Genomic DNA, 21183 nt, shown 5'->3' on the forward strand with positions numbered 1-21183 from the left:
CGCACGCAGGTACCGGCTTACCGTCCGTGCCCCACCCGCTCCGCCGTCGCGTCGAACGCGCGCTTCGCCTTGTCGACGATCTCGTCGACCTCCGTCTCGCGAATCACGAGCGGCGGCGACAGCAGCATCCGGTCGCCGGTCGCGCGCATGATCAGGTTGCCGTTGAAGCAGAAGTCGCGGCAGATCGTGCCGACATCGACGTCCGCGCCGAAGCGCTCGCGCCGCCCCCGGTCGCGCGCCAGTTGAACACCGGCGACCAGCCCCGCTCCCGCGATCTCCCCGACGATCGGATGGTCGCCCAGCACGTCACGCAGCCGACGCTGGAAATACGGCCCGATATCGGTCTTCACCCGCTCGACGATCCCCTCGTCGCGCAGCAGCTTCAGGTTCGCGACCGCGACGGCCGCCGCCACCGGGTGACCCGAGTACGTGAGGCCGTGATTGAATTCGCCGTTGTCGATGATCGGGCGTGCGACGCGCTCGTGAATGCCCACGGCACCCATCGGCACGTAGCCCGACGTGAGGCCCTTGGCCATCGTGATCAGGTCCGGCTCGAAGCCGAAGTGCTGGTGCGCGAACCATTCGCCGGTGCGCCCGAAGCCGCCGATCACTTCGTCGGCGACCAGCAGGATGTCGTACTTGCGGCAGATCCGCTGGATCTCCGGCCAGTACGTCGACGGTGGGAAGATCACGCCGCCCGCGCCCTGGAACGGCTCACCGATGAACGCCGCGACGTTCTCCGCACCGAGTTCGAGAATCTTCGCTTCGAGCTGCTGCGCGCGGGCGAGGCCGAATGCTTCGGGCGTCTCGCCTGCTTGCGCTTCGCCGAAGAAATACGGCTGGTCGATGTGCACGATGTGCTCGACCTTCGACGGCATCTGCTCGTGCATGTAGCCCATCCCGCCGAGCGTGCCCCCCGCGATCGTCGAGCCGTGGTAACCGTTCTTGCGCGAGATCACGTATTTCTTCTGCGGCTTGCCTTGCACGCGCCAGTACTGATGCACGAGACGCAGCACGGTGTCGTTGCCTTCCGAGCCGCTGTTGCAATAGAAGAAGTGGTTGAAGCCGGCGGGCGTGACTTCCGCAAGCATCGCGGAAAGCTCGATCACCGGCGGGTGCGTGGTCTTGAAGAACGTGTTGTAGAACGGCAGTTCCTGGATCTGGCGATACGCGGCGTCGGCGAGTTCCTTGCGGCCGTAGCCGACGTTCACGCACCACAGACCAGCCATCCCGTCGATCACCTTGTTGCCGTCCGAGTCCCACAGGTAGACGCCGTCGGCCTTCACGATCACGCGGCTGCCGGCGCGGTTGAGCGCGCCCATGTCGGAGAACGGGTGAATGTGGTGCGCGGCGTCGAGCGCGCGAAAATCGGCGGTCGAGCGCGGCGGAAAAGCTTCGTTTCGATCGGTCATGTTTTCTCCGTCAAACAGCGCCGCACGCTTACACGTGCAGCAGCAGGTGCCTGCGTTCCCACGAGCTGATCACGCGGAAGAACGCTTCGTATTCGGTTTCCTTCAACGCCAGGTAGGCCTTCACGAACTTGTCGCCGAGGATGCCGGCGAGCGGCTCGCACGCGGCCATCAGCGAGATGCCTTCCTCGAGGTTACGTGGCAGCTGATACGGCAGGTCGTAGCCGTCCGATGCGATCGGCTCGGTCGGCGCGAGCTGTTGCGTCATGCCGAGATAGCCGGCGGCGAGCGTCGCCGCGAACGCGAGGTACGGGTTGCAGTCGACGCCCGGAATCCGGTTCTCGATGCGGCGCGCGACGGGGCTCGACTGCGGAATGCGAAAGCCCACCGTGCGGTTGTCGTAGCCCCACTGCACGTTGATCGGCGCGGCCATGAAGCGCGACAGGCGGCGGTACGAATTGATGTACGGCGCGAAGATCGGCATCAGCGCCGGCGTGTACTTCTGCAACCCCGCCAGATAGCTGCGGAACAGCGGCGACACGGCGCCGTTTTCGTCGGCGAACAGATTGCGCCCGGTGCGCATGTCCGCAAGGCTCTGATGAATGTGCATCGCGGAACCCGGTTCGTTTTCCATCGGCTTGGCCATGAACGTCGCATACATGTTGTGACGCAGCGCGGCCTCGCGCACCGTGCGCTTGAACAGGAACACCTGGTCGGCCAGCGGCAGCGCGTCGCCATGCACGAAGTTGATCTCCATCTGCGCGGCGCCGACTTCGTGAATCAGCGTCTCGATATCGAGCCCCTGCATTTCGCAGTACTCGTAGATGTCCTCGAACAGCGGATCGAACTCGTTGACGGCCTCGATCGAATACGACTGGCGGCCCGTTTCCGCCCGCCCCGTGCGGCCGACGGGCGGCCGCAGCGGCAGGTCGGGGTCGGCGTTCATGTCGACCAGATAAAACTCGAGCTCGGGCGCGACCACGGGTTTCCAGCCCTTCGCCTCGTACAGGTCGAGCACGCGGCGCAGCACGTAGCGCGGCGAAATCTCGACCGGCGAGCCGTCGAAATGCACGCAATCGTGGATCACCTGCGCGGTCGGATCGACCGCCCACGGGATCAGGCAGATCGTCGACGGATCGGGCACGCACACCATGTCGGGATCGGTCACGCCGGTCAGCGTGCCGTCTTCCGGATAGTCGCCGGTGACGGTCTGCACCATCACGGCCTGCGGCAGGCGCATCGATTCGCCGGATTCGAACTTGTTGCGTGGAATGATCTTGCCGCGCGCGATGCCGGCCATGTCGGGAATGATCGCCTCGACTTCGGTGATACGGTGCTGTCGCAGGAATTCGCTCAGTTCGGGTTGCATGATCGGCCTCGTTGGTCGATGTCGATGTCGATGTCGGATGCGGCCGGCGACGGCGTCGCGCCGCCAGCAGCATGCATGCGGTGCGTCATGCGCGCGCGGCACGCCGCGCCGAATGCCGCGAAGATGTCGCGCGACAGCGGCTGCTCCGCGTAGCGCCATTCGGGATGCCACTGCACGCCCAGCGCGAATGCACGCGCGCCGCGCACGCTGACGGCCTCGACCAGCCCGTCGGGCGCGCTCGCTTCGACGGCGAGCCCGGCGCCCAGCCGCGCGATGCCCTGGTCGTGCAGGGAATTGACCGTCGCCTCGTGTGCGCCGCGCGCGACCCGCTGCAGCAGGCCGCCTGGCGCGAGCTGCACGACGTGCGCGGGGCCGTACTGCCGTTCGAGCGGGTCGGCCGGCCGTTCGCGATGGTCGTCGAAACCGGTCGTCGCATGCAGCCGCTGATGCAGCGTGCCGCCGTACGCGACGTTCAGCTCCTGCATGCCGCGGCAGATCGCGAGCACGGGCACCCCCGCGTCGATCGCCGCGCGGATCAGCGGCAACGCGGTCGCGTCGCGCGCCGGATCGTGCAGCGTGTCGGGCGCGCTGGCGGCGCCGCCGTAATGATGCGGCTCGACGTTCGAATAGCTGCCGGTCAACAGCAGCCCGTCGATTGCCGCGACGATCGCGTCGGCCGGCTGCCGCGCGCCGAGCGCGGGCAGCACGAACGCCAGCGCGCCGGCGCCGTCGACGACGGCGGCGAGGTACTTCTCACCCGCCGTGTGGTTCGGATGGGCGCCGCGCAGGATGCGGTCCGCGGTGACGGCTACGATCGGTCGTGCGCGCATCGGCGTCTCTCCGGTGATGGCGCGCGACACGCTCGCGCGCGCAACGATGCAGGTTCGCGGGTACGCCGCACGCGCATGCAATCGCGCAGCGCCAACGCCGGCGCCGGCGCCGGCGCAGGCGCAGGCGCCGGCGCGATCCTGCCGCGCGAATGCCGCGGCAACCGGCGGTATGGCCCCGGACGGAAGCGGAAAGGGGCGCTAGGGCAACAACGATGCGCTGCCGTCGCACTGCACCGCGCTGCACAGGTGCGCGGTCACGAGATTGAAGCGGCGCGGGCCGCAATGGGAAATGGCGAAGAAGCGAGGCTCGCTTAACGGGGCGGCGCGCGTGCCGCGATCAGCATGCCGGTTCGGCCCGGCCTGAGGCGGCGCGCCCGCCGACGGACTTCGCGTCCGGCGTATCGAAGGGCTGGCGGCTTTCACGATCGTACTCGACTGACTGATGGAGGCAGGACACGTGTCGCAATGCCGCGTGGCGACACGTCAGCAAGATGTCTCGCAGCGAATTCCGGCGCAGTCCGGCCATCGTCGATGGCCTCGCCGCCGGCGCGCGCGTGACGACTTCCTGACATTCAGCTTATATCACTTAAAAATTGCGTCAAATTTTCAGGGGCCGATGACGACATCGATCAGACGAAAAAACGGCATCGATCGCGCCGGATCGATGCCGTTTTGTGCATTGCGTCGGCTTGCCTGCTACGTGCCGACGGGGCGGAGCGCACTGCCCCGCCGCGGTGCCGCATGGAGGCGGCCCGGGCTCAACGATGCGCGAGCGCGGTTTCGACGAGTGTCTGCAGCAGCGGCACGATCCGCGCTGCACGCGCTTCGTCGTACGCGTACGGACGCGTCTCTTCCATGTAGGTGATCTGCGACAGTTCGAGCTGCACGGCCTCGACGCCGGTCGAGGGCACGCCATAGTGACGCGTGATGTAGCCGCCCTTGAAACGCCCGTTCGCGACGGCCGTATAGCCGCCGTGTGCGAGCACACGCGCGGTCAGCGCTTCCGCGAGACCAGGCGCCGCACTCGCGCCGCTCGATGTGCCGAAGTTGAAGTCCGGCAGGCGGCCGTCGAAGAAACGCGGCACGTGCGAGCGGATCGAATGCGCTTCCCACACGAGCACGCGGCCGTGTTCGCCCTTCAGGCGCGCGATCTCGCGTTGCAGCGCGTCGTGATACGGCAGCCAGTAGCGATCGCGGCGACGCATGATCTCGCCGTTGCCGGGCAGCGCGTTGGCCGGATACAGCGGCGCCTTGTCGAATGTATCGACCGGCACGAGCCCCGTCGTGTCCTGCCCCGGATACAGGTTCTCGTTGTCGGGCGGACGGTTCAGGTCGACGACGTAACGCGCATGCGACGGCACGAGGATCGATGCACCGAGATCGGCCGCGAAGCCGTACAGCCGCTCGAGATGCCAGTCGCAATCGTCGACGAAGCGCGCGTCGGGTGTCATCGTCGCGGCGATGTCGTCGGGAATGTGCGTGCCTGCGTGCGGAATCGAGATCAGCAGCGGCAGCGTGCCCTGCTTCAGCGTGAATACAGCCGGTTGTTCAGTCATGTCGCCTCACCGTAAGAGTCGGCCGGCGCACGCATGCCGCGTGCGCCGGTTGCCGCGCGTTCAGCGCAGCAGTTGCGCCAGCGCGGCGCGGTAGTCGGCATACGCGACGGCTTCGTCGCGATGGCGGCGGCCGCTCACGACGCGCTCGCCGCCCGTATAGACGTCGAGCACCGGCGTCTCGCCGTGCTCGGCGAACACGATGCCCGACAGCCATGCCGCGCTGTCGTGTTCGGCGATCGCCGGATGATCGGGATCGAGCACGAGCCAGTCGGCGCGGCAACCCGCGCGCAGCGCACCGATGCGCCGCCCGCTCGCCTGCGCGCCGCCCGCGAGCGACGCATCGAACAGGCGATCGGCGACGTGCGCCTGCGTGTCGCTCGCCAGCACGTTGCGGGCGCGGTGCACGAGCCGCTGCCCGTATTCGAGCAGGCGCAGCTCCGAGCGCCAGTCGACCGACGCGTGGCTGTCCGAACCGATGCCGATCACGCCGCCCTGCGCGAGGTAGTCGACGGCCGGAAATACGCCGTCGCCGAGGTTCGCTTCGGTCGTCAGGCACAGGCCCGCGACCGCGCGGCGCTTCGCGAGCGCCGCCGTCTCGGCCGCGTCGACGTGCGTCGCATGCACGAGGCACCAGCGCGCATCGACGTCGAAGCGATCGAGCAGCCATTGCACGGGGCGTGCGCCATAGGCGCGCACGCAGTCGTCGACTTCGGCCGTCTGCTCGGCGATGTGGATATGCACCGGCGCATCGCCGGGCAACCCTTCGAGCAGCACACGCAGCCCGTTCTCGGACACCGCGCGCAGCGAGTGCGGCGCGACGCCATAGCGCAACCCGCCATGTTCCGGCGCCACGCGACGCATCGCGTCGAGCAGTTCGAGCACGCCGTCGGGCGTGTTGATGAAGCGGCGCTGGTCGTCGCGCGGCAGCTTGTCGCCGAAGCCGGCGAACTGGTACGACACGGGCAGCATCGTGATGCCGATGCCGGCCGCGCGCGCGGCGTCGATCACGCGCGTGCCGAGCTCCGCGATCTGCGGATAGCGCGAGCCGTCCTGCGCGTGATGCACGTAATGGAATTCGCACACCGACGTGTAACCGCACTTGAGCATCTCGACATACAGCCAGCGCGCGATCGCCGCGAGCGCGTCGGGCGTGATCTTCAACGCGAAGCGGTACATCAGGTCGCGCCAGCTCCAGAAACTGTCGGCGGGATTCGCGCGGTATTCGGTGAGCCCCGCCATCGCGCGCTGGAACGCGTGCGAATGCAGGTTCGGCATGCCGGGCAGCACCGGCCCGGCCGCGCGCGCGACGCCTGCCGGCGCATCGGTGTCGGGTGTCACGTCGGTCAGCGTGCCGGCGGCGTCCCAGCGCAGCAGCACGTTACGGCGCCAGCCCTCGGGCAGATAGGCATGGTCCGCGAACAACAGGGTATCGGTCATTGCGTGTCCTCATCGACCGGATCGAGCGCTTGAGCAATCCCGTCCGGCCCGGTGCCGCAGCCGGCAGGCGCGAGCGCGTCGCGCCAGCGCCGGCCTCGCGGCGATCGACCGGAGTGCGCCCGTTGCGCACCGGCTCCGGTCCCCTGCAAAGCGTCGGCCGGACCCGGTACGTCACGTACCGAGCCCGGTCCGTCGTCAAACTTATCCGTTCATCCGGCGAAACACGGTCGTGCCGCCGCGTACGACCTGCTCGCACAGCGGCCGGCCGATCCAGTACGCCAGCTCGGCCAGCGAGCCGACCGACCACACGGCGAAATCGGCCTGGCGACCGACCTCGAGCGCGCCGTGGCGATCCGCGCGGCCCAGCGCCGCGGCCGCATGGCGCGTGACGCCCTGCAGCACCTCGGGCACCGTCATGCGGAACAGCGTACAGCCCATGTTCAGCGTCAGCAGCAGCGATTCGAGCGGCGACGTGCCGGGGTTGTGATCGGTCGCGAGCGCGATCGGCACGCCGTGCTTGCGCAGCAGATCGATCGGCGGCAGCTGCGTTTCGCGGATGAAGTAGTACGCGCCGGGCAGCAGCACGGCGACCGTACCGGCCGCCTTCATCGCCTCGATGCCCGCTTCGTCGAGAAATTCCAGATGGTCGGCGGACAGCGCGCGGTAACGCGCGGCGAGCGCCGTCCCGCCCGCATTCGACAGTTGCTCCGCATGCAGCTTCACCGGCAGCCCGCGCCGCGTCGCGGCCTCGAACACGCGCTCGGTCTGCGCGAGCGAAAAGCCGATGCGTTCGCAGAACACGTCGACCGCGTCGACGAGCCCTTCGTCGGCCAGCGTCGGCAGCATGCGGTCGCACACTTCGTCGATGTATTCGTCCGCGCGGCCCGCGTATTCCGGCGGCAGCGCATGCGCGCCGAGGAAGGTCGTATAGACGGTGACCGGGAAGCGCTCGCCGAGCTGGCGCGCGACGCGCAGCATCTTGCGCTCGCTCGCGAGGTCGAGCCCGTAGCCCGACTTGATCTCGATCGCGGTCACGCCTTCGGCGAGCAGCGGCTGCAGGCGCGCGGCGGCCTGCACGAACAGCGTCGTCTCGTCGGCCGCGCGCGTCGCGCGCACCGTCGACACGATCCCGCCGCCCTGCCGCGCGATTTCCTCGTAGCTGACGCCCGCGAGCCGTTGTGCGAATTCGTCGGCGCGCGTGCCGCCGTACACGAGGTGCGTATGGCAATCGACGAGCCCCGGCGTCACCCACGCGCCGTGCAGGTCCTCGCGCTGCCAGTGCGCGTAACCGTGCGGCAGCGCGGACAACGCGCCGAGCCACGCGATCGTGCCGGTTTCGTCGACGGCGATCGCCGCGTCGTCGATCGTCTCGTCGGGATGGCCGTGCGGACACAGCCTCAGGTGATGCCAGACAGTCGGTTTCATGCGTTCAGTCTCGTTCGCCGACGGCAAGCGAGACGGCCAGCAGTGCGCCGCCTCCGCTCACGACGACGTCAAACGCACGCCGCGGCCCGTCGAGCCGCAACGTGTCCATGTCTTCCAGCGCGTAGTGCGTGCCGTCGAGGTCGATGCCCACCGCGCCGGCCGCGCAAAACAGCAGCACGGTATCGGCCGGCGCGACGCGGTGCACGCCCGCGCGCCACACGTCGAGTGCGCCACGCGCGGCCGAACGGCGCGTCATCAGGTTGAAGTCGCGCGTCGCGCCGTCGTGCAGCGTCGCGTCGATCGCCGTCTCGCCCGCGAAATCCGCGCGGGCGAGCGGCGCATCGAGCACGTGGCGCGTGCCGCCCTCCTCGGCCAGCGTCATGCCCGCGCCGGACAGCAGCACGAGCGTGCGGTCGATGCCGTCGAAACGCGAGAACGGCCCGGCCGTGCCCACGTCGGCGACGCTCACGCGCCACGCGAACGTATCGAGCGCCGCGCCGGGCGGGAACGCGCCGATTTCACGCGTCACGCCGCCACCGTTCTTCCACGGCGACGCGACGAGATCCGCCGCGCGGATCAGCGCGACGGCCAGCGTCGCATTCCCCGGCGCGTGGTCGAGCGCCGTCATGCTCAGCGGCCGAGCATCGGCAGCTTCAGGCCGGCTTCGCGGGCCGTCTGCTGCGCGAGTTCGTAGCCGGCATCCGCATGGCGCATCACGCCCGTGGCCGGATCGTTCAGCAGCACGCGACCGAGACGCTCGTGCGCGTCAGCCGTGCCGTCGGCGACGATCACGACGCCCGAGTGCTGCGAGAAGCCCATGCCGACGCCGCCGCCATGGTGCAGCGACACCCACGATGCGCCGCCCGCGGTGTTCAGCAGCGCGTTCAGCAGCGGCCAGTCGCTCACGGCGTCCGAACCGTCCTTCATCGATTCCGTCTCGCGGTTCGGGCTCGCGACCGAACCCGTATCGAGGTGATCGCGACCGATCACGATCGGCGCCTTCAGTTCGCCGTTCTTCACCATCTCGTTGAACGCCTGGCCGAGGCGATAGCGATCCTTCACGCCGACCCAGCAGATCCGCGCCGGCAGGCCCTGGAACGCGATACGCTCACGCGCCATGTCGAGCCAGTTGTGCAGGTGCGGATCGTCGGGGATCAGCTCCTTCACCTTCTGGTCGGTCTTGTAGATGTCTTCCGGATCGCCGGACAGCGCGACCCAGCGGAACGGGCCCTTGCCTTCGCAGAACAGCGGGCGGATGTACGCCGGCACGAAGCCCGGGAAGTCGAACGCGTTCTCGACGCCCATTTCCAGCGCCATCTGGCGGATGTTGTTGCCGTAGTCGAGCGTCGCCGCGCCGCGTTCCTGCAGCGCGAGCATCGCACGCACCTGGACGGCCATCGACTGCTTCGCGACCTTCACGATGCTCTGCGGGTCGACCTTCTGCGCTTCGCGCCATTGCGCGACGGTCCAGCCTTGCGGCAGGTAGCCGTTGATCGGGTCGTGCGCGCTCGTCTGGTCGGTCACGCAGTCCGGCGTGATGCCGCGCGTGACGAGTTCCGCGAACACGTCGGCCGCGTTGCCGAGCAGGCCGATCGACACCGGCTTGCCGGTGCGCTTCGCTTCCTCGATCATGCCGAGCGCTTCGTCGAGCGTCGTCGCCTTCTTGTCGACGTAGCGCGTCTTCAGGCGGAAGTCGATGCGCGTCTCGTCGCATTCGACCGCGATCATCGAGAAGCCGGCCATCGTCGCGGCCAGCGGCTGCGCGCCGCCCATCCCGCCCAGGCCGCCCGTCAGGATCCAGCGGCCCGACGGATCGCCGTTGAAGTGCTGGTTCGCGACGGAGAAGAAGGTTTCGTAGGTGCCCTGCACGATGCCCTGGCTGCCGATGTAGATCCAGCTGCCGGCCGTCATCTGGCCGTACATCATCAGGCCCTTGCGGTCGAGCTCGTGGAAGTGATCCCAGTTCGCCCAGTGCGGCACCAGGTTCGAGTTCGCGAGCAGCACGCGCGGCGCATCCTTGTGCGTGCGGAACACGCCGACCGGCTTGCCCGACTGGATCAGCAGCGTTTCGTTTTCCTCGAGATCCTTCAGCGACGCGAGGATCTGGTCGTAGCATTCCCAGTTACGCGCCGCACGGCCGATACCGCCGTACACGACGAGCGCATGCGGATGCTCGGCGACTTCCGGGTCGAGGTTGTTCTGGATCATCCGGTAGGCCGCTTCGGCCAGCCAGGTCTTGCAGGTCTTTTCGCTGCCGCGCGGCGCGCGGATCGTGCGCGTCGGATCGAGACGGGGATCGATGTGTTTCGGATGGTTCATGACGACTGCTCCCGAAGGAAATTGAAGATCAAATAGGAATCAGAAATGCCCGGTGAAGCGATAACGGCTGCCGGGATGCCACAGATTCGCCACCGAGGCGACGACGCCCTGCGACCAGGTGCGCCGATGTAAAACCAGACACGGCTCGACGCCGTCCATCCGCAGCTGCTCGCGCCGCTCCGGCGCCGGGGCCGCCGCTTCGATCCGGTACTCGACGCGCTGCAGCGGCGCCGCGCGCATCAGGTACTGGTTCGGCGTCGTGTTCGTGAAGTCCTGCTCGGCGTAATCCGGCGCGACCGCCGGATTCACCCACCGTTCTTCGAGCTGCACCGGCTCGTCGTTCTCGAAGTGCAGCACCTGCGAATGAAACAGCTTCGTGCGCACGGCCACCTGCATCTCGTCGGCGAGGGCCTCGTCGGCGCGGATCGTGTCGAGCCCGAGCACGCTCGCGCGGTACGCATGCCCGCGCGCGCCGACTTCCTCGGAGATACTGCGGATCGCCACCAGCGTCGACTCGTACTTCGGCCGCGCGACGTAGGTGCCCGCGCCCTTCATGCGCGTGAGCACCTGTTCGGCCGTCAGTTCGCGCAGCGCGCGGTTGACGGTCATGCGCGCCACCTTGAACTCGCGCGCCAGCTCGTTCTCGGACGGCACCTGATCGCCCTCCTCCCACTCGCCGGCATGGATGCGGGCCAGGATGAAATCCTTGATCTCCTGGTAGACCGGCGCACTCATCGGCTTACTGTTCCGACGCGAACGAGAACGGCGCGACTTTCGCGAACGCGCGCTCGCCGACCAGCTTCGCGATCACCGCGATGTCCGGTGCGAAGTAGTGGTCGAGTTCGTAGTGCGCGACCTTGCCGCGGATCGTCTCCATCACCGGCGCGAGCTTCGGGCTCGTGTGATACGGCGCGCGCAGGTCGACGCCTTGCGCGGCGGCCAGCAGTTCGATCGCGAGGATGTGCTTGGTGTTGTCCGCGATGTCGGCGAGCTTGCGCGCGGCGAACGTCGCCATCGACACGTGGTCTTCCTGGTTGGCCGAGGTCGGCAGCGAGTCGACCGATGCCGGGTGCGCGAGCGTCTTGTTTTCCGATGCCAGCGCGGCGGCCGTCACGTGCGCGATCATGAAGCCGGAGTTCACGCCGCCGTCCTTCACGAGGAACGGAGGCAGACCCGACAGCGTCGCGTCGATCAGCAGCGCGATGCGGCGCTCGGCTAGCGCGCCGATTTCCGCCGCGGCGAGCGCGAGGTTGTCGGCCGCGAACGCGACGGGCTCCGCGTGGAAGTTGCCGCCCGACAGCACTTCGCCGGTGTCCGGGAAGATCAGCGGGTTGTCCGACACGGCGTTCGCTTCGACCAGCAGCACGTCGGCCGCATGGCGCATCTGGTCCAGGCACGCGCCCATCACCTGCGGCTGGCAGCGCAGGCTGTACGGGTCCTGCACCTTGTCGCAGTCGCGGTGCGACTGGTTAATCGGCGAGCCTTCGAGCAGTTCGCGGTACGACGCGGCCGCGTCGATCTGACCTTGATGGCCGCGCAATTCGTGGATGCGCGCGTCGAACGGCTTCACCGAACCGGCTGCCGCGTCGACCGACAGCGCGCCGGCGACGAGCGCGGTGCGGTACAGGTCCTCGATCGCGAACATGTTGTCGAGCGCCAGCGCGGTCGACGCCTGCGTGCCGTTCAGGAGCGCGAGGCCTTCCTTCGCCTGCAGCGTCAGCGGCGCGAGGCCCGCGACGCGCAGGCCGTCGAGCGCACTCGCGCGCTCGCCGCGGATGAACACTTCCCCGACGCCGAGCAGCACGGCCGACATGTGCGCGAGCGGCGCGAGGTCGCCCGATGCACCGACCGAGCCCTTCACCGGGATCAGCGGCAGCACGTCGGCGTTGAACAGCGTGATCAGCGCATCCATCACTTCACGGCGGATGCCCGAGTGGCCGCGGCCGAGGCTCGACAGCTTCAGCGCCATCAGCAGGCGCACCGACGAACGCGCCATCGGCTCGCCCACGCCGACCGCGTGCGACAGCACGAGGTTCTTCTGCAGCAGTTCGAGCTGGTCGTGCGGGATGTGGGTGCTGGCCAGACGGCCGAAGCCCGTGTTGATGCCGTAGGCCGGCTCGCCCTTCGCCGCGATGTCGGCGACGGCCTTCGCGCCCGCGTCGATCTTCGCGAAGCTGGCCGGGTCGAGCTTCAGTTGCACGGGTTCGCGGGCGATCCGGCGCAGTTGCGGGAGGGTCAGGTGGCCGGGGGTCAACGTAATCATGTGAGCAATCCTGTCTAGACAAGTTCGGAATGGATTGAAGTGTAGCCATCGGAACTTGTCTAGACAACCCGTTTTTCAATATTCCGGCCTCAGGAGTTTCCCTGATGCCGGCGCGGCCCGGCAGGCCGGTCGGTGCGATCCCGCGCTTAACATGTGTTGCAATTATTTTGTTTTTGGCAACATACGAATCATCACTCGCCACGGAGACCGTCATGCCCTTCCCGTCCCGATTCGCCGCCCGCGTCGGCCGCCCCCTGCTCGTCGCCGCATGCGCGCTCGCGTGCGGCGCGTCCGTCGCCGCCGAGCCGCTGGCCGGCACGCTGGAGAAGATCCGGCAATCCAACCTGATTTCGATCGGTCATCGCGAAACGTCGGTGCCGTTCTCCTATGTCGACGCGGGCGGCAAGGTCATCGGCTTCTCGCAGGACCTGTGCGACCGCGTGATCGCCGCGGTGAAGGCGCGCACCGGCAAGCCCGACCTGCAAGTGCGCTTCATTCCGGTCACGTCGCAGAACCGCATTCCACTCGTGCAGAACGGCACCGTCGATCTCGAATGCGGCGTGACGACCAACCTCGCCGCGCGCCATGCGCAGGTCGCGTTTTCGACCACCTTCTTCGTCGCGACGACGCGCCTGCTCACGCGCACGAGCTCGGGCATCCGCGACTTCCCCGATCTCGCCGGCAAGACGGTCGTGACGAACCAGGGCACGACGTCCGAACGCCTGCTGCGCAAGATGAACGAGGAAAAGAAGATGAACATGCAGATCATCAGCGCGAAGGACTACGGCGAAGGACGCCTCACGCTCGAATCGGGCCGCGCGGCCGCGTACATGATGGACGACGTGCTGCTCGCGGGCGTGCGCCAGCTCGCCGCGAAGCCGGCCGACTGGCAACTCGTCGGCACGCCGCAATCGTCGGAAGCCTACGGGTTCATGCTGCGCAAGGACGATCCGCAGTTCAAGGCGCTCGTCGACGGCGTGCTCGCGCAGCTGATGAAAAGCGGCGAGATCAACGCGCTGTACGACAAATGGTTCATGAAGCCGGTGCCGCCGAAGGGCCTGTCGTTCGACTTTCCGATGAGCGACGTGATCAAGGCGCGTTACGCGGCGCCGAACGACGCGCCGCTCGAATAAGCGCCGCGCGTCACGCCCGGCTTACGCGCGCGTCCACGCGACGCACGCCGCGTAGCCGGGCGCCGCGTCGAGCCATGCCGCGTCGAACGCGGCGACGCCGGCGGCAGGCGCGGTGGGCTCGACGATCGTCGTCGCGGGCGTCGCCGCGTCGCGCGGCGGCACGACCGCGAACGCGCGCAACCCGGCGACGATGCCGGTGCCGAGCGCCTTGAGCAGCGCCTCCTTCGCGGACCATACCCGCATGAATTCGCGCTCGCGCGCGCCGGGCGGCAGGCCGTCGAGATACGCGACCTCGGTGGGCGCGCACACTTCGCGTGTCAGCGCGCGCCAGTCGGCCGCGCGGTTGCAGCCCTCGATATCGACGCCGACGCGGCCCGCCGGCGCCCACGCGATCAATGCATGATCGCCCGCGTGCGACACGTTGAAGTCGAGCGACGCACGATGCGCAGGGGCCAGCGACGGCCGCCCCGCCGCGTCGACGACGATCTCGACCGCGTGCGGCGCGATGCCGAGCGTCGCGCCGAGCACGTCGCGCAGCGCGGCGCGCGTCGCGGCGCTGCGTACCGCATCCTCGTGCCGCAGGAAGCGCGCGGCGCGTGCGCGCTCGTCGTCGTTCAGCGCCGCGTACGCGGGCGACACGAGCGGCACGCGCCAGTCGAAATCGACGCGCGCGATCCGCACGCCGGCCCGTGCCGCGGCGGGCGGCACGTCGAGTACATGCACGCGCCATGCGTGCGGCGTTTCAACGGGAGAAGCGGAATCGGACGGAATGGACATCGGCGCGCGGCAGCCTGTGTTCTGGAACGAAACGTCCGATGGTAATCGATCGCGCCGACCGGCGGCCGGCGGCTGCGGCAGGCTCGTGACACGAACGAGGCTGCGCGTCATGCTCGCATACGCTGGATCACCCGTTCGCGGCGATGCCCGGCACGCCGCTCCCCGTCACCCGCCCGCGCGACGCCGGATGCAGCGCGTGCACGACGCCCGGCGCATCGGCCGGCAGCACGCCGTGTTGCAGCCAGTACAGCGCGACGGGCCACAACGTGTCGGTGAAGCGGCTGTGGAAAAACGCAAAATGACCGATCGCGTCGACGCCGATGTCGGCCGGCGCGATCCGCAGATGCGTGACGTTGCTGCCCGTGTAGTAGCCGACCAGCCGCTCGATCGCGTCGACCGTGCCGAACGCGTCGTCGTCGATGCCGACCGCGAGCATCGGCGCCGACAGCCCCGCGAAGCGCGCCGGCAACGCGGCGCGGCTCGCGCCGCTGTCGTCCAGCACGCGACCGACGTAGCCCTCCTCGAAACGCGGCTGCGACCGCGCCCACGACAGCGCGATACCGCGCGGCGTGTCCTCCATCCAGCCGAGCCGCTTCGCGGGCAAGTAGCCGAACACCGCCGCGAGCGCCGGCATCGCGACATGCCACTTCCACCACATGCGGCGCCGCTCGGCCGGCAGATAGTCGCGCCAGTACGCGTACTGCGCGCCGACGGTCACCGCATGCCGCACGTGCACGTTCGATGCGGCGAGGCCGAGCACACAGCCGCCGATGCTGTGCGCGACCACATCGAGCGGCTGGCCCGGAAACGCGTCGCGCGCGTAGTGCAGCGCGGCCTCGCAATCGAGCCGCCCCCAGTCGAGCCAGTTCGCGCTGAGCTTCGCAAGCCGCGCCGGACGCGACCCGCCGATGCCGCGATAGTCGTAGACGAGCACGTCGCGCCCCTGCGCGAACAGCCAGGCCGCGAAACGAAAGTAGTAGTCGCAGCGCACCGACGTCGCGCAATTGACGACCGTCACGGGCCGCACGGCGCCGCCGCCGCGATGGCGCCAGACATGGCCGCGCAGTTCGTAGCCGTCGGCTGCGCGCAGCGTCACGGGCTCGGGCGGCAACGCGCCCGCCGCGCGACTGGCCTGCGCCGCGTCGCTTTCCTCGTTCGAAATCGTCATCGTGTCTCCTGTCGATCCCCAGTTAGCGCTTTAGCGCTTACTGGGGTCCCATGCATCGCTGTCGGTCCGAGTTGGCGCTTTAGCGCTTACTTGGACCCCATGCATCGCTGTCGGTCGGGGTTAGCGCTTCAGCGCCTACTCGCCCCGTCCTCCGCGATCACCCAGCCTCCATTGAACTTGACGCGTGCCGCGTTCTCAACCAATCTTGCTGCTCCGTTCGCATGAGTCACGCGCATGTCAACGCCACTCGTCCGTCTCCCGTCGCTCGACCTCGTCCGCGGTTTCGTCGCCGTCGGCCGCCGCATGAGCATCACGCTCGCCGCGCAGGATCTGTGCGTCACGCAGTCCGCGGTCAGCCGCCAGGTCCATGCGCTCGAAGCGCATCTCGGCGTGACGTTGCTGCAGCGCGGCTACCGGAAGATTTCATTCACGCCGGAAGGCGAACGGCTGTTCCGCGTCGCTGATGCGGCGCTGCTCGGCCTGCAGGACACCGTCGCGTCGCTCGCCGCGGCGCGCGAGCGCCAGCCCGTGACGATCACCGCCAGCATCGGCGTGACCGCGCTGTGGCTGCTGCCGCGGCTCGGACGGCTGCAGGCGCGGCTGCCCGGGATCGACCTGCGCGTCGCCGCGAACGACAAGGTACTCGATTTGCGCGCCGAAGGCATCGACCTCGGCATCCGCTACTGCCCGCGCGAGCGGGCGCCGGCCGGCGCGCTGCGCCTGTTCGACGAGGTCGTCGTGCCGGTCGCGCACCCCGCGCTCGCCGCGCGACCGGTCACGAACGCGGCCGCGCTCGCCGATCACGTGCTGCTCGAATTCGACGGGCCACCGCAACCGCAGCTACAGTGGCACGCGCACCTGCACGCGGCCGGGCTCGGCGACGCGCGCCCGAAAGGCGTGCTGCGCTTCAACCAGTACGACCAGGTGATCCAGGCCGCGATCGCGGGCCAGGGCATCGCGCTCGGCCGGCTCGCGCTCGTCGCGCCGATGCTCGCCGACGGCCGGCTCGCGGTGCTCGGGCCGCACACGCAGACGCTGTCGCAGACGTACGGCTACTGGCTGTTCCAGCACGATCCGGCCCCGCGCCGCGAAGTCGCCGACGTGCGCGACTGGATGCTCGCCGAAGCAGCCGAATGCGATGCGGCGATGCATGCGCACGATACGACGTCGGCCTGAGCCGGCGGTGCGGATGCGCGTGACCACCGGCAACCGCCATCGCCCCTTCACATTCCCGTTGCGCATGCCAACCTGACCGAATGATCGCTTGAGCGACGGCCGCCCCGCTCGTCTAATCGGATCGAGCGCGGCCGTTTCGCCGCGCGCCTTCATCCGGAGACACGCATGACCCCGATCGAGCAGGAAGTCCGGCGCCGCTGGCTGCCCGTGCTGGCAGGCGGCCTGATCATGGGCGCCGCGCTCGGCATCCGCCACGTGCAGGGCCTGTTCCTCGCGCCCGTGTCGCTCGACCACGGCTGGTCGCGCGAGGCGTTCGGGCTCGCGCTGGCGCTGCAGAACCTGATCTGGGGCGTCGCGCAGCCGTTCACCGGGATGATCGCCGACCGCTTCGGCTCGGTGCGCGTGATCATCGCCGGCATGCTGCTGTATGCGGCCGGGCTCGTCACGATGGCGCAGGCGGCCACGACCGGCCTGTTCACGGTCGGCGCCGGGCTCGTGATCGGCATCGCGCTGTCGGGCTCCGCGTTCGCGTCGATCTACGGCGCGCTGAGCCGCCTGTTTCCGCCCGACCGGCGCGGCTGGGCGCTCGGGGTCGCCGGCGCGATCGGCGGGCTCGGCCAGTTCTGCATGGTGCCCGTCGCGCAGGAATTGATCGGCGGCATCGGCTGGCGGCACGCGTTCATCGCGCTGGCGCTCGTCGCCGCGCTGCTCGCGCCGCTCGCCGTGCTGCTGCGCGACCGGCCCGCGCAAGCGGCCGGCGCTGCCGCCGGCGCCGGCGCCGACCAGTCGATCGGCGAAGCCGTGCGCGAAGCGTTCGCGCATCGCGGCTTCTGGCTGCTGAACGCGGGCTTCTTCGCGTGCGGCTTCCAGCTCGCGTTCATCGCGACGCACCTGCCCGCGTACCTGCTCGACCACGGACTGCCGGCTCGCCACGCGAGTGTCGCGCTCGCGCTGATCGCGCTGACCAACGTGGCCGGCACTTACGCGTGCGGCCATCTCGGCGGGCTGCTGCGGCGCAAGTACGTGCTGTCGGTGCTGTACCTCGTGCGCGCGCTCGCGATGGCCGCGTTCGTCGCCGCGCCGCTGTCGCCCGCGAGCGTCTACGTGTTCGCGGCCGTGATGGGGTTCACGTGGCTCGGCACGGTGCCGCTGACGAACGGCGTGATCTCGCAGGTGTTCGGCGTGCGCTACATCGCGACGCTGTTCGGCTTCGTGTTCTTCGGGCACCAGCTCGGCAGCTTCTTCGGCGTGTGGCTCGGTGCAATCGTGTACGACGCGACGCACTCGTACATGCCGCTGTGGCTCGGCTCGATCGCGCTCGGCGTGCTTGCGGCGCTGCTGCACCTGCCGATCGACGACGCGCGCGTCGCGCGCCCGGCATCGGGCAATGCGGCATGGGCATGATCCGCGCGGCGCTGGCCGCCGGCACGCTCGCGTTCGTCGCGTGGTGCGGCGCGGCCTACTTCGATTCGGGTGTCGCGTACGCGCTGCTCGAGCACATCGCGTTCTGCAATTGATGCGGCAAACCGGCGCGTGCGGTCAGCGGCGCTTCGGCAACGCGGCCAGCGCATCGAGCGCACGGGCGCGCGCGGCCGCATGCTCGATCAGCGGCGCCGGATAGTCGATGCCGAGCCGCACGCCGGCCGCCTCGAGCGCCAGCGGCGACGCTTCCCACGGCGCATGGATCGACGCGTCGTCGAGGCCGGCAAGCTCGGGCACCCAGCGCCGCACGTACGCGCCGTCCGGGTCGAACTTGTGCCCCTGCGCGACCGGATTGAAGATGCGGAAATACGGCGCGGCGTCGGCGCCGCAGCCGGCCACCCATTGCCAGCTCGCCGCGTTGTTCGCGGGATCGGCATCGACCAGCGTGTCGCGGAACCATGCTTCGCCCGCGCGCCAGTCGATCAGCAGGTGCTTGATCAGGAACGACGCGACGACCATCCGCACGCGGTTGTGCATCCAGCCGGTCGTCCACAGCTCGCGCAGGCCCGCATCGACGAGCGGATAGCCGGTCCGGCCGCGCTGCCACGCACGTAACGCGACGGGATCGTCGCGCCACGGCATTGCATCGAATTGCGCACGGAAATTGTCGGTCGCGAGCGCCGGGAAGTGATACAGCAGCGTGTAGCTGAATTCGCGCCAGCCGAGTTCGCTCAGGAACTTGTCGGCGTGCGCCGCATATGCCGCGCCGCCTGCATTCGCGGCGCCCTGCACCGCATGCCACACCTGTCGCGGCGACACGTTGCCGAAACGCAGGAACGGCGACAGCCGGCTCGTCGCGGGGCGGTCGGGACGGTCGCGCGCATCCGCATAGCCGGCGAGCGAGGTCGTCAGAAACGTGTCGAGTCGCGCGAGCGCGCCGGCTTCGTCCGGCGCCGGCCACGCATCGCGCAGGCCGCCGGCCCAGTCCGGCGCATGCGGACGCAACGCAAGTGCATCGAGCGCCAGCGCGCGGTCGCGCACGGCTTGCGGCCACGGATGGAACGCGATCCGCTCGGGTGCCGGCAGCGGCGCGGCGACCGTGCGATCGCGGCGCGCCGCGCGCCAGTACGCGGTGAACACCTGGTACGGGCCGCCGCTGCCCGTCAGCACTTCCCACGGCTCGTTCAGCAGGCTGCCGTTGCTGCTCTCGACCGCCACGCCGCGCGCCTTGAGCGACGCCTTCAGCGCCGCGTCCGCGTCGCGCTGCGGCTGCGCATAGCGGCGGTTCCAGTACACGGCTGCCGCGCCCGTGTCACCGACGACGCGCTCGATCTCCCGCTGCGCGTCGCCGCGCAACAGCAGCAGGCGCCCGCCATGACGCGTGAGCGTGGCGTCGAGCCCGGCCAGCGACCCGTGCAGCCACCAGCGCGCCGCGCCGCCGAGCGCGGGCCCGGCGCCGGCGCCCGTGTCGTCGACGAACACGCAGACGAGTGGCCGGCCGGATTCGACCGCGCGCGTCAGCGCGGGCTGATCGGTCACGCGCAGATCGTCGCGGAACCAGACGATCGCGGGAGCAACGGACGGCTTGGCAGACACGGGCAGGCACCTCGATGGCGAAAGCAAAAGGAGACGCGTATTGTCGCGGCTGCGCTGCACGGTGTCGACGCCGGCCGTCATGGCCGGCACGCCACGTGCGACACCGCGCTCGAGCACACGATCCGCTTCAATCCGATGGAAGTCGCGCTACCGACCGGCAGCACGCCCGGAAGGTTTCTCAGTCGGGGATACGTCGACCGGCTCGTGCACACCGCGCACGGCTGACGCAACGCCGAACGCACCGAGGCAGGCCACGGCCGCTCGACGGGCCGACCGTGCTCGCCGGTGCGGCCGGCTGATCCGGTCGACGATGCGTCGCGTCAATCGAGCCGGAACGCGGCCTCGAAGCGCTCGGCGAATGCGTCGAACTCGTCTTCCGGCAGATGATTGATGCCGTCTGCGCGCTTGCGCCCGCCGCCGGTCGCGAAGCCGCGGCAGAACTCGTCGGCGCCGATCGGCCGGCCGTCGGGCACGCGCACGCTGACGACCAGCCCGCCGCCCGCGCGCGGCGACAGCACCGCGAGCGCTGCATGCGGTGCGTTGCGCATCCGCTCGTTCGCGAGCATGCCGGTCGCGCGCCGCGCCCACGGATGATCGGGCATCCGGACCAGCGTCGCGCCCGGCACCTCGCGCAGCGGCGCGAGCGCGCACGCGCGCGCCATGTCGTCGCGGTAACCGTCGCGCAATGCGGCGAACACCGCCGTGTCGCGTACGAAATCGAGCGGATCGATGCACGGCAGCATCGCGTCCGCGAGCGTCGCCGGATCGAAATGCAGATCGCCGACGCACTCGCCGTATGCGTTGTAGTTCAGATAGCGCCCGAGTTCGGCGAGCATGCAGCGCTCGGCTTCGTCGACGCCATGCTCGCGCGCCAGCGCGTCGCCGAGCGCCGGCAGTTCGTCGCCATAGGCGGCGACGATCGCCCAGCGCACGTACCGGCCGCCGAGATAGCGGTTCACGATCGCGCTCGTGCAGACGTCGGCCGCCATGTCGATATGCACGTCGAAACGCGGATGGTCGGGCAGCTCGCCGGCAAAGTGATGGTCGAAGTAACGAACCGTCGCGCCGTCGCGCAGCAGCCGCGCGCACGCGTCGCGGTTCTGGTCGTGCGACACGTCGAGCACGGTGACGATGTCGCCCGCACCCGCGTCGATGCGCTCGAGCAGCCGGATGTCGCGCTTCACGCCGGTCACGAGCGTGCCGTGCACGCGTTCGGCGAGCCGCAATTGCTGAAGCGCGCACAGGCCGTCCGCGTCGCCATTGAACGCGAAGACGTGCCGCGCGTACCGGTTGTCCTGCATGA

At 69.3% G+C, this 21183-nt stretch carries 18 protein-coding genes; 4 read left to right on the forward strand and 14 right to left on the reverse strand.

Features of this window, described 5'->3' with window-relative positions; genetic code table 11:
- Window positions 1–17: 17 nt before the first annotated feature.
- The 10 genes from AP428_RS08435 to hutH form a co-directional block, all read right to left on the reverse strand.
- The gene (locus tag AP428_RS08435) at window positions 18–1412 is read right to left on the reverse strand and encodes an aspartate aminotransferase family protein (RefSeq protein ID WP_054927975.1); all 1395 of its coding nucleotides are present in this window, start codon (window positions 1410–1412) and stop codon (window positions 18–20) included.
- A gap of 28 nt (window positions 1413–1440) precedes the next feature.
- The gene (locus tag AP428_RS08440; RefSeq protein WP_011549431.1) at window positions 1441–2778 is read right to left on the reverse strand and encodes a glutamine synthetase family protein; all 1338 of its coding nucleotides are present in this window, start codon (window positions 2776–2778) and stop codon (window positions 1441–1443) included.
- Complete coding sequence (locus tag AP428_RS08445; protein ID WP_054927976.1) at window positions 2763–3608, reverse strand: gamma-glutamyl-gamma-aminobutyrate hydrolase family protein; 846 nt, start codon at window positions 3606–3608, stop codon at window positions 2763–2765. Before AP428_RS08445 ends, AP428_RS08440 begins: the two co-directional genes overlap by 16 nt.
- 758 nt (window positions 3609–4366) lie before the next feature.
- A complete protein-coding gene (gene hutG, locus AP428_RS08450) occupies window positions 4367–5164 on the reverse strand; it encodes an N-formylglutamate deformylase (RefSeq protein ID WP_054927977.1) in 798 nt (265 codons plus the stop codon).
- A 60-nt stretch (window positions 5165–5224) separates the two neighbouring features.
- Window positions 5225–6601, reverse strand: a complete 1377-nt coding sequence (locus AP428_RS08455) for a formimidoylglutamate deiminase (RefSeq protein WP_054927978.1) — start codon at window positions 6599–6601, stop codon at window positions 5225–5227.
- Window positions 6602–6802: 201 nt separating this feature from the next.
- Window positions 6803–8026: an imidazolonepropionase gene (gene hutI / locus AP428_RS08460; RefSeq protein ID WP_054927979.1), complete on the reverse strand. Its 1224-nt coding sequence runs from the start codon at window positions 8024–8026 to the stop codon at window positions 6803–6805.
- 4 nt (window positions 8027–8030) lie between these two features.
- On the reverse strand, window positions 8031–8654 hold the full coding sequence (locus tag AP428_RS08465; RefSeq protein ID WP_006478344.1) for a HutD family protein: 624 nt from the start codon (window positions 8652–8654) through the stop codon (window positions 8031–8033).
- A gap of 2 nt (window positions 8655–8656) precedes the next feature.
- Entirely contained in the window at window positions 8657–10345 is a 1689-nt protein-coding gene (hutU, locus tag AP428_RS08470; RefSeq protein WP_006478343.1) for a urocanate hydratase, read from the reverse strand.
- 39 nt (window positions 10346–10384) lie between these two features.
- Window positions 10385–11080, reverse strand: a complete 696-nt coding sequence (gene hutC, locus AP428_RS08475; protein ID WP_006478342.1) for a histidine utilization repressor — start codon at window positions 11078–11080, stop codon at window positions 10385–10387.
- A 4-nt stretch (window positions 11081–11084) separates the two neighbouring features.
- Entirely contained in the window at window positions 11085–12608 is a 1524-nt protein-coding gene (hutH, locus tag AP428_RS08480; RefSeq protein WP_006478341.1) for a histidine ammonia-lyase, read from the reverse strand.
- Window positions 12609–12820: 212 nt separating this feature from the next.
- On the opposite strand from hutH, the gene AP428_RS08485 reads away from it, so the two are divergent.
- Window positions 12821–13741 (forward strand): glutamate/aspartate ABC transporter substrate-binding protein, encoded by a 921-nt coding sequence (locus AP428_RS08485; RefSeq protein ID WP_054927980.1) that lies wholly within the window; start codon window positions 12821–12823, stop codon window positions 13739–13741.
- A 21-nt stretch (window positions 13742–13762) separates the two neighbouring features.
- On the opposite strand, the gene AP428_RS08490 is transcribed toward AP428_RS08485, so the two are convergent.
- Both AP428_RS08490 and AP428_RS08495 read right to left on the reverse strand, forming a co-directional pair.
- A complete protein-coding gene (locus tag AP428_RS08490; RefSeq protein WP_054927981.1) occupies window positions 13763–14518 on the reverse strand; it encodes a 4'-phosphopantetheinyl transferase superfamily protein in 756 nt (251 codons plus the stop codon).
- Window positions 14519–14645: 127 nt separating this feature from the next.
- Window positions 14646–15686 (reverse strand): alpha/beta fold hydrolase, encoded by a 1041-nt coding sequence (locus tag AP428_RS08495; RefSeq protein WP_054927982.1) that lies wholly within the window; start codon window positions 15684–15686, stop codon window positions 14646–14648.
- 234 nt (window positions 15687–15920) lie between these two features.
- Here AP428_RS08495 and AP428_RS08500 point away from each other — a divergent pair, with 234 nt between their 5' ends.
- The 3 genes from AP428_RS08500 (at window position 15921) to AP428_RS37655 (ending at window position 18379) form a co-directional block, all read left to right on the forward strand.
- Window positions 15921–16862, forward strand: coding sequence for a LysR substrate-binding domain-containing protein (locus AP428_RS08500; protein ID WP_054927983.1), 942 nt, complete (start codon window positions 15921–15923; stop codon window positions 16860–16862).
- Window positions 16863–17027: 165 nt separating this feature from the next.
- Window positions 17028–18266: an MFS transporter gene (locus tag AP428_RS08505; RefSeq protein WP_054927984.1), complete on the forward strand. Its 1239-nt coding sequence runs from the start codon at window positions 17028–17030 to the stop codon at window positions 18264–18266.
- Window positions 18257–18379 carry a hypothetical protein gene (locus tag AP428_RS37655; RefSeq protein ID WP_054927985.1) on the forward strand — a complete coding sequence of 41 codons (123 nt, stop codon included), beginning with the start codon at window positions 18257–18259 and terminating at the stop codon, window positions 18377–18379. Before AP428_RS08505 ends, AP428_RS37655 begins: the two co-directional genes overlap by 10 nt.
- Before the next feature lie 22 nt (window positions 18380–18401).
- On the opposite strand, the gene AP428_RS08515 is transcribed toward AP428_RS37655, so the two are convergent.
- The gene (locus AP428_RS08515; RefSeq protein WP_197285589.1) at window positions 18402–19880 is read right to left on the reverse strand and encodes a deoxyribodipyrimidine photo-lyase; all 1479 of its coding nucleotides are present in this window, start codon (window positions 19878–19880) and stop codon (window positions 18402–18404) included.
- 320 nt (window positions 19881–20200) lie between these two features.
- Entirely contained in the window at window positions 20201–21181 is a 981-nt protein-coding gene (locus AP428_RS08520) for a hypothetical protein (RefSeq protein WP_054927997.1), read from the reverse strand.
- Window positions 21182–21183: the final 2 nt, after the last annotated feature.

Source organism: Burkholderia sp. E168m22 (assembly GCF_001319805.1).
Classification (GTDB): Bacteria; Pseudomonadota; Gammaproteobacteria; order Burkholderiales; family Burkholderiaceae; genus Burkholderia; species Burkholderia orbicola.